Origin of the sequence: Paraburkholderia fungorum (assembly GCF_046026025.1) — a bacterium.
Classification (GTDB): Bacteria; Pseudomonadota; Gammaproteobacteria; order Burkholderiales; family Burkholderiaceae; genus Paraburkholderia; species Paraburkholderia fungorum_E.
This window is the reverse complement of sequence record NZ_JAQQFL010000057.1, coordinates 22,991-31,389: the sequence shown is the minus strand read 5'-3', so window position 1 is coordinate 31,389 and position 8,399 is coordinate 22,991. Positions and strand designations below refer to the sequence as shown.

Annotated in this window: 7 protein-coding genes; 3 read left to right on the top strand and 4 right to left on the bottom strand. The window is 64.1% G+C overall.

What is annotated here, in order from left to right; all coding sequences use genetic code 11:
* Positions 1 to 280, top strand: a 280-nt coding sequence (locus PQR67_RS36945) for a 4Fe-4S dicluster domain-containing protein (RefSeq protein WP_408467727.1), incomplete at its 5' end; no start/stop codon positions are given.
* A 135-nt stretch (positions 281 to 415) separates the two neighbouring features.
* Here PQR67_RS36945 and PQR67_RS36940 read toward each other — a convergent pair.
* The 4 genes from PQR67_RS36940 to PQR67_RS36925 form a co-directional block, all read right to left on the bottom strand.
* Entirely contained in the window at positions 416 to 1,891 is a 1,476-nt protein-coding gene (locus PQR67_RS36940) for a tetratricopeptide repeat-containing glycosyltransferase family protein (RefSeq protein WP_408467726.1), read from the bottom strand.
* A gap of 47 nt (positions 1,892 to 1,938) precedes the next feature.
* Positions 1,939 to 3,039: a chorismate synthase gene (gene aroC / locus PQR67_RS36935; protein WP_408467725.1), complete on the bottom strand. Its 1,101-nt coding sequence runs from the start codon at positions 3,037 to 3,039 to the stop codon at positions 1,939 to 1,941.
* 120 nt (positions 3,040 to 3,159) lie between these two features.
* Positions 3,160 to 5,097, bottom strand: a complete 1,938-nt coding sequence (locus tag PQR67_RS36930) for an MFS transporter (protein ID WP_408467724.1) — start codon at positions 5,095 to 5,097, stop codon at positions 3,160 to 3,162.
* 165 nt (positions 5,098 to 5,262) lie between these two features.
* Entirely contained in the window at positions 5,263 to 5,724 is a 462-nt protein-coding gene (locus PQR67_RS36925) for a CBS domain-containing protein (RefSeq protein WP_120345985.1), read from the bottom strand.
* 239 nt (positions 5,725 to 5,963) lie between these two features.
* Between PQR67_RS36925 and PQR67_RS36920 the strand changes: the two genes are divergently transcribed.
* Together PQR67_RS36920 and PQR67_RS36915 are read left to right on the top strand one after the other, a co-directional pair.
* Positions 5,964 to 7,391 (top strand): O-acetylhomoserine aminocarboxypropyltransferase, encoded by a 1,428-nt coding sequence (locus PQR67_RS36920; protein WP_408467723.1) that lies wholly within the window; start codon positions 5,964 to 5,966, stop codon positions 7,389 to 7,391.
* Positions 7,388 to 8,218 carry an alpha/beta fold hydrolase gene (locus PQR67_RS36915; protein WP_408467722.1) on the top strand — a complete coding sequence of 277 codons (831 nt, stop codon included), beginning with the start codon at positions 7,388 to 7,390 and terminating at the stop codon, positions 8,216 to 8,218. The genes PQR67_RS36920 and PQR67_RS36915 overlap by 4 nt, the downstream gene beginning before the upstream one ends.
* Positions 8,219 to 8,399 lie beyond the last annotated feature (181 nt).

Genomic DNA, 8,399 nt, shown 5'->3' with positions numbered 1-8,399 from the left:
CTCGAACACCAATCACGAAGAGAATCAGCCGGCTCACCTGACGCTGAAAGATCCTTCGGTGCCGGTGAATGTGAACTGGCAGACCTATGCCGGTCCGGAGTCACGCTACTGCCCGGCGGCAGTGTATGAGTTCGTGAAGAACGACGACGGCAGCGAACGGCTCGTGATCAATGCGCAGAACTGCGTGCATTGCAAGACTTGCGATATCAAGGACCCGACCCAGAACATCGTGTGGGTGACGCCTGAAGGCGGCGGTGGTCCGAACTATCCGAACATGTGATTCGGTGCTGGTTTGCCGTGCGCGGAACCTGTTGGTCTGTCCCGCGCATGGCATGCAATCAATCGCTTTAGGCGGCCGAAGACAAAGCGGCATTCACTCCAAACATATTGCCGACTTTGCGGCAAAGCGGAACGCTCAAACGCTCCACATCGTTTCGATCCGCGCTCGCACGCTAGCCAGCACCGGCGCCCAGGCGCCGATCTCGGGCTGCCTGAACAACTCAATAGAATCGTACCAGGCCGTAGTGCGCGATTCATCGCCCCAAAACCATGCCGACACGTGATCGATCATCAAGCACGTCGGCACGCCGAGCGCTCCGGCCAGATGCGCGGGCCCGCTATCGATCGTGACGATCAGATCCAGATTCACCAGCAACGCCGCGACGTCGTCGAATCCGGACTGAAAATGATGGGTCAAGTCGGTCACTTCGAGACCTCGAGCGCGCCACTGCGCGACCGTCTCGCTGCGCCCGGGCGACAACGCAAACCAGCTCACACCCGGCGCGCTCAATAGCGGTTCGAGTTGCTCGACGGGCACCGAGCGCCGCCTGTCGCGGATATGGTCAGGGTTACCGTTCCACACCAGGCCGACCTTGCGATTGCCCGGCCTGCCGGCCGTGTGCGCATGGACCCGTTCGCGCCAGGCCTGCACGCGCAGGGGCTCAGCGCTCAAATACGGCACACCCCACCCTTGTGCATCGAAGACACCGAGCCGCAGCGGCAAGCTCATCAATCCGCAATGGAAATCAGGCCGTGTTTCAAGGCTCGTTTCGAGCGGTAAATCGGCCGGCAGCATCCGTTCGAATAAATGCCGCAAGGGCCCGTCATGACCGAAAATCACGCGACCGCCCTCGCGGCGTGCCCGCTCGGCCAGCAGCGGCAGAAAGCGCACCGCCCAAAGACAGTCGCCGTTGCCTTGCTCGCCGTACACGATCAGCGTTTTGCCTTCCAGCGACTCGCCCCGCCAATGCGCGCTGATGGAAGCAAGCGCATGCTGCGCGTTATTCAAATCGTCGCCGAATGCGACGCGTGATTCGTAATGCGCCCAGCCTTCGGCAAAACGTCCGGTGCGGATTTCGAATTCCGACAGATCGAATAGCGCATGCGCGTTACTGGGCGACAACACCAGCACCTGTCTGAGCAAGGCTTCCGCCTCCTGGAAGCGGGCCTGTTCCTTGATGCACAGCGCGAGTTTGTGAAGCGCCACTGGATTATCGCGCGCGACGCGCACCGCTTCGCGCAGCAACCGCTCGGCCGTATCGAAGTCGTTGCGCTGCTGCACGGCCGCGGCGCGCCAGACCAGCGCATTGGCGTCTTCGGCGTTCCGTTCGAGTAGCAGCGCAGTGGCGGAGTCGACGAGTGCCCAGTCGCGCACGACGAACGCAGTCTGCGCAATCGTGTGAAGCAGTGTGGGTTCGCAGGAGGGATCGAGCTGATAGGCGCGTACGAGCGCGGCAAGTGCTTCACGCTGGGCGACTTTGTCTCGGCCGGCATGGTGCAACAGCGTTCGCCCGAACGCCAGATACTCGGCAGCGCCGGCATGCGGCGCTGCCGCGCGAGCACGCAGCGCGGCAAGTGGACTATCCGTCGGCCCGATGTTCGTGTCGGTCATTGCGGCAATGCTGAGCGCGCAGTACGGAAACGCTCGAAGCGCACGCTTTACGGTGCGCTGGCCGCGATCTTCGGCGTGCTGACGGCGACATCGCCGCATTGAGCGCGGTGGCGCAGCGCGTGGTCGATCAGCACCAGCGCGAGCATGGATTCGGCGATCGGCGTGGCGCGGATGCCGACACACGGGTCATGGCGCCCAAACGTTTCGACGATAGCCGGCTGCCCCGCTTTGTCGATCGAACGGCGCGGCGTGCGGATGCTCGAAGTCGGCTTGATCGCGATGGACACCGTAATGTCCTGCCCGGTCGAAATACCGCCGAGCACACCGCCCGCGTGATTGCCGACGAAGCCTTCCGGCGTCAGTTCGTCGCCATGCACCGAGCCGCGTTGCGCGACGCTGGCGAAGCCTGCGCCGATCTCGACGCCCTTCACCGCATTGATGCCCATCATGGCGTGCGCGATGTCCGCATCGAGACGGTCGAACAGCGGCTCGCCAAGCCCGACCGGCACGCCGGAAGCGACGACATTGATACGCGCGCCGATTGAATCGCCGTCTTTACGCAACGCGTCCATATAGGTTTCGAGTTCAGGCACGATCTGCGCGTTCGGCACGAAGAACGGGTTCTCGCGCACGTGGACCCAGTCGACGAACGGCACGTCGATCTCGCCGAGTGCCGCCATATAGCCCCGGATCTCGGTGCCGAATTTCTCGCGCAGCCATTTCTTCGCAACCGCGCCGGCCGCCACGGTCGGTGCGGTCAGACGGGCCGACGAACGGCCGCCGCCGCGATAGTCGCGAATGCCGTATTTCTGCCAGTAGGTGTAGTCGGCGTGACCGGGACGGAAGGTGTCCGCGATATTGCCGTAATCCTTGCTGCGCTGGTCCGTGTTGCGAATCAGCAGTGCGATTGGCGCGCCGGTGGTCTGGCCTTCGAACACGCCCGACAGAATTTCGACCTTGTCTTCTTCCTGGCGCTGCGTGACGTGGCGCGACGTGCCAGGCTTGCGGCGGTCGAGTTCGAGCTGGATGTCGGCTTCGCCAAGCGCCATGCCCGGCGGGCAGCCATCGATCACGCAGCCGATAGCGGGGCCGTGCGATTCGCCGAAAGTCGTGACAGTGAAAAGCGTACCGAGCGTGTTGCCGGACATGGGCGTCGTCCAAAGAAATGCGGGGAAAGCACTATTATGCCAGCCTTGATGCCGCCCAGGCCGCGCCATGCGACGGCCCAGGCACTCCGGCCCCGCTCGGCAAGTCCTGATCCAGCCGCGCTACTTCCGCGCCCCGCGCAACTCGGTGACGATCTGCTGCAGCACTTCCGGCGTCGCCTCGGCCGGATCGATCGGCTCTCCCACCGCGAGCGTCAGCCGGCTCATGACGCCCTTCTGGACCGGCCGCGGCCAGCGCGCGTCATTGGCGCGCGAGAACACGCTGCCCCACAGTCCACGCAGCGCCATCGGAATCACCGGTGCCGGCGTGCGGCGGATGATCTCGGTCACGCCGTGGCGGAACGGATTCATCTCGCCGGTCGTTGTCAGCTTGCCTTCCGGGAAAATGCAGACCAGGTCCCCCTCGGCGAGCGCCTCGGCGCAGCGCTCATAGGCGCGTGCCAGCAGCGCCGGGTCCTGATGGGCGGGCGCGATCGGAATCGCCTTCGCGTGGCGGAACACCCAGCCGGCGAAGGGCGACTTGAAGATCTGATGGTCCATCACGAAGCGGATCGGCCGCGGGCTCTCGGCCATGATGACGATCGCGTCGACGAAACTCACGTGGTTGCACACCAGCACGGCCGCGCCTTCTTCCGGAATCCGTTCGGCATGAACCAGACGAATCCGATAGAACGTGTGCACCAGCACCCAGGCGATAAAGCGCAGCAAAAACTCGGGCACGAGCGAATAGATGTACGTCGCGACGACAATATTCAGCAACGCGGTGACGAGGAAAATTGCCGGAATGCTGAAACCCGCCGCGGTCAGCCCCATCGCCATCAAGGCCGATACGATCATGAACAGCGAGTTGAGAATATTGTTTGCCGCGATGATGCGCGCGCGGTGGCTCGGCTGGCTGCGGCTCTGGATCAGCGCATAGAGCGGCACGCTATAGAAACCGCCGAACATGGCCAGCAAAAACAGATCGGCCAGCACGCGCCAATGGGCAGGCCGCACGAGGAATTCGCCGACGCTCAGCAAATGCCCGGCCACCGGCAGCGCATGGCTCGCGAAGAACAGATCGATCGCGAACACGCTCATGCCGATCGAGCCGAGCGGCACGAGGCCGATTTCGATGCGCCGCTTGGAGAGCTTTTCGCACAGCAGCGAGCCGATGCCGATGCCAATCGAGAACGTGCCGAGCAACACGGTTACAACATCCGGATTGGCGGATAGCACGTTTTTCGCAAAGCTGAAAAACGAGGACAGAAAGGTCGCGCCCACGAACCACAACCAGGAAATCCCCAGCAGGCTCAGAAACACCGTGCGGTTCTCGCGCGCGAGCTTGAGGTTGCGCCACGTCTCGCTGACCGGATTCCAGTTGATGCGCAGATCGGGCTGCGGCGCCGCCGTGACCGGCACGAAGTTCGACACCAGCCGCCCCACCAGCGCAATCGCGACACACGCGCAGGCCAGCACCACGGCGCCATGTTCGACGAAACCCGCGCCCACGCCGCCGATGATCGTGCCGATCAGGATCGCGACGAAGGTACCCATCTCGACCATGCCGTTACCGCCGACCAGTTCCGACTTCGACAGATGCTGCGGCAGGTACGAATACTTGACCGGTCCGAACACGGTCGAATGGACGCCCATCAGAAACGTGCACAGATACAGCAGCGGCGCGCTATGCAGCCAGAAACCCGCGCCACCGATCAGCATCACGACGATCTCGAAGCTTTTGACGAAGCGCGTGAGCATTGCCTTGTCGTACTTGTCCGCGATCTGGCCGGAAGTTGCCGACAGCAGCACGAACGGCAGGATGAAAATCGCCGAGATCAGGAACGCGGCCGTTTTCGGATCGACACCGGAAAAACGCGCCGCCTGATAGGTGACAAGCGACGTGAAGCCAATCTTGAACACGTTGTCGTTCATCGCGCCGAGGAACTGGGTCCAGAAAAACGGCGCGAAACGGCGCTGGCCGAGCAGGCGGAACTGCGACTCGTGCGCCTCGTGAGGGCGCGCGGCACGGCGGGCAGCAGGTATTGGGCGATCGCTCATGAAGGTCGGGAACCGGCAAGAAACGGACTAAAAGAACAACAAGGTGGAAAAAGCCGGGAAAGGACCGGACACAAAAAAAGCGCACGCTTTCGCGCGCGCCTTGACCGCATGTTCACACTCACGGCAACGGCGCGAGCGCCGCGGTGAGTCACCAGCCACCGCGCATCAACGCGCCGGCTGCTGTTCCTGCTGTTCTTCCGGCCAGTCGCGGATATAGGCTTTGAGCATGCGATTTTCGAAGCCCTGCTCTTCGACCACCGCCTTCGCGACGTCGTAGAACGAGATTACGCCCATCAGCGTACGGCTTTCCAGCACCGGCAAATAGCGCACGTGATGCTCAAGCATCATGCGACGAACCTCGTTGACGTCCGTTTCGGGCGTGCAGGTGAGCGGATGGTCGTCCATCAACTTGCGGATCGTGGAGGTACCGAGGCTGCCGTGGTGCTTGCTCAAGGTCAGAATGACTTCGCGAAAGGTCAGCATGCCGACGAGGTCGCCGTATTCCATCACGACCAGCGAGCCGATATCGTGCTCGGCCATGGTATTGACTGCGTCGTGCAGCGTGGTATCCGGCGTAACCGTGAAAAGGGTGTTGCCTTTGACTTTAAGAATGTCGCTGACTCGCATGATCTGTCTCCGTGATACCCGCTAAGCTGATAGTGCCTGAATGACTTTCGATCCTAGCGGAAAGGCCCATAAAAGGAAAGCGGCCCGCCCATCAAGGCCCGACGGGCGTTTGCACGTTCTGTGCGGCGCCGTCCGAAGCACGCGCATCGGGAAAACCGCGCTTGAAGCGATTCATGCCGGTGATAGGATGGCCGCCACTTTCACCTTTCGCGGGGCCGTCCGTGGCCTCGCCGCCCAGGATGTCCGCCAACCGTTTCGATACGCTTGCGCTGCACGCCGGCGCAGCGCCCGACCCGACCACCGGCGCGCGCGCCACGCCGATTTACCAGACTACCTCGTTTTCGTTCCGCGACTCGGACCACGCCGCCGCGCTCTTCAACATGGAGCGCGCCGGCCACGTCTATTCGCGCATCTCGAATCCCACCGTGGCCGTGTTCGAGGAGCGCGTTGCCGCGCTGGAAAACGGCGCGGGCGCGATCGGCACGGCGAGTGGCCAGGCCGCGCTGCATCTGGCGATCGCCACGCTGATGGGCGCCGGCTCCCATATCGTCGCCTCCAGCGCGCTGTACGGCGGCTCGCACAACCTGCTGCACTACACGCTGCGGCGCTTCGGCATCGAGACGACCTTCGTCAAACCCGGCGACCTCGACGCATGGCGCGCCGCGCTGCGCCCGAACACGCGCCTGCTGTTCGGCGAAACGCTCGGCAACCCGGGGCTCGACGTGCTCGATATCGCCTCAGTGGCGCAACTCGCTCATGAGCACCGCGTGCCGCTGCTGGTCGATTCGACCTTTACCACGCCCTATCTGCTCAAGCCGTTCGAGCATGGCGCCGATTTCGTCTATCACTCGGCGACCAAATTCCTCGGCGGCCACGGCACCACGATCGGCGGCGTGCTTGTGGACGGCGGCACTTTCGACTTCGACGCGTCGGGCCGTTTCCCCGAATTTACCGAACCGTACGAGGGCTTTCACGGCATGGTGTTCGCCGAGGAAAGCACCGTCGCGCCGTTCCTCCTGCGCGCGCGCCGCGAGGGCTTGCGCGACTTCGGCGCATGCCTGCACCCTCAGGCCGCATGGCAACTGCTGCAAGGCATCGAAACGCTGCCGCTGCGGATGGAGCGGCACGTCGCGAATACGCGCAAGGTGGTCGAATTCCTGTGCGCCCACCCTGCCGTCGAAGCCGTGGCTTACCCGGAACTGCCGTCGCATCCGGACCATGCGCTCGCGAAGCGTCTGCTGCCACGCGGCGCGGGCGCCGTGTTCAGCTTCAATCTGCGCGGCGACCGCGCCGCCGGACGCAGCTTCATCGAGGCGCTTTCGCTGTTCTCGCATCTCGCGAACGTGGGCGACGCGCGTTCGCTGGTCATCCATCCCGCGTCGACGACGCACTTTCGCATGGATGCCGCCGCGCTCGCCGCAGCCGGCATCGCCGAAGGCACGATCCGCCTGTCGATCGGTCTAGAAGACCCCGACGATCTGATCGACGACCTCAAGCGTGCACTGAAAGCCGCGCAGAAAGCGGCTGGGAGTGGCGCCGGGAGTGGCACAACCGGCCCGTCCAGCTCCGCAAAAACCGATCCGGCCAATTCATCCACGGCTTCAACTCCCGGCACCTCTGCCGCCGCGCCCGCCAATCCAGCCGCCCCGCGCCCGGAGTCCGCATGATCCTCACCGTTCAAGGCAAGCCCGCCTACGCGTACACCGGCGGCAAACCATTCGACTCCAGCCTGCCAACCGCCGTATTCATCCACGGCGCCGAGCACGACCATAGCGTGTGGGCATTGCAAACGCGTTACTTCGCGCATCATGGCTTCGGCGTGCTGGCAGTCGATCTGCCCGGTCACTGCCGCAGCGCGGGTCCGGCGCTCACCAGCGTGCCGGCAATGGCCGACTGGCTGGCCGCCCTGCTCGACGCCGCCGGCGTACAGCGCGCGTTCGTGGCCGGTCACAGCATGGGCTCGCTGATCGCACTCGACTTCGCCGGCCGCTATCCGGCGCGCGCAACGCACCTGGCGCTGCTCGCCACCGCCGTGCCCATGGCCGTCTCCGACACCTTGCTCGAGGCCGCCCTGCATCGTGAGCCCGATGCAATCGGCATGGTCAACCAATGGTCACACTCGACACTCGCCGCCAAGCCGTCGTGCCCCGGCCCGGGCTTCTGGCTGCACGGCATGAATCAGCGGCTAATGGAGCGTGTTTCGGCAAACGGCGAGCCGCAGTTGTTCCATACCGACTTCACCGCCTGCAATAGCTATGCGGACGGCCTCGCACGCGCTGCCGAGGTGCGCTGTCCGACGCGGCTGATCGTGGGCCGACGCGATGCAATGACGCCGCCACGCGCGGCCAAAGCGCTCGCCGACGCACTCACCCGGGCCGGCGTACCGGTCGACACAGTCACGCTCGAAGCCGGCCATGCCCTGATGGCCGAGCAGCCCGATGCCACGCTCGACGCGTTGTTCAGCTTTGCCTCGAAGTCCTTGAGGACCGTTTAATAGTCGCTGCGAGTCGTCACGATAAGCGCACGGGCAGGCGCGCGCCATCGGCCAAATGGCCAGGTTGCACGCGTGGCCCGATAGCCGCACAATGGGTCAAGCCTGTCCTGTTTCGAATGCGCTCCGGGCCTCCCGGCGCGCGGCGAAACAACCTGGAGCGACGGGCACGGAATCGAGTAGC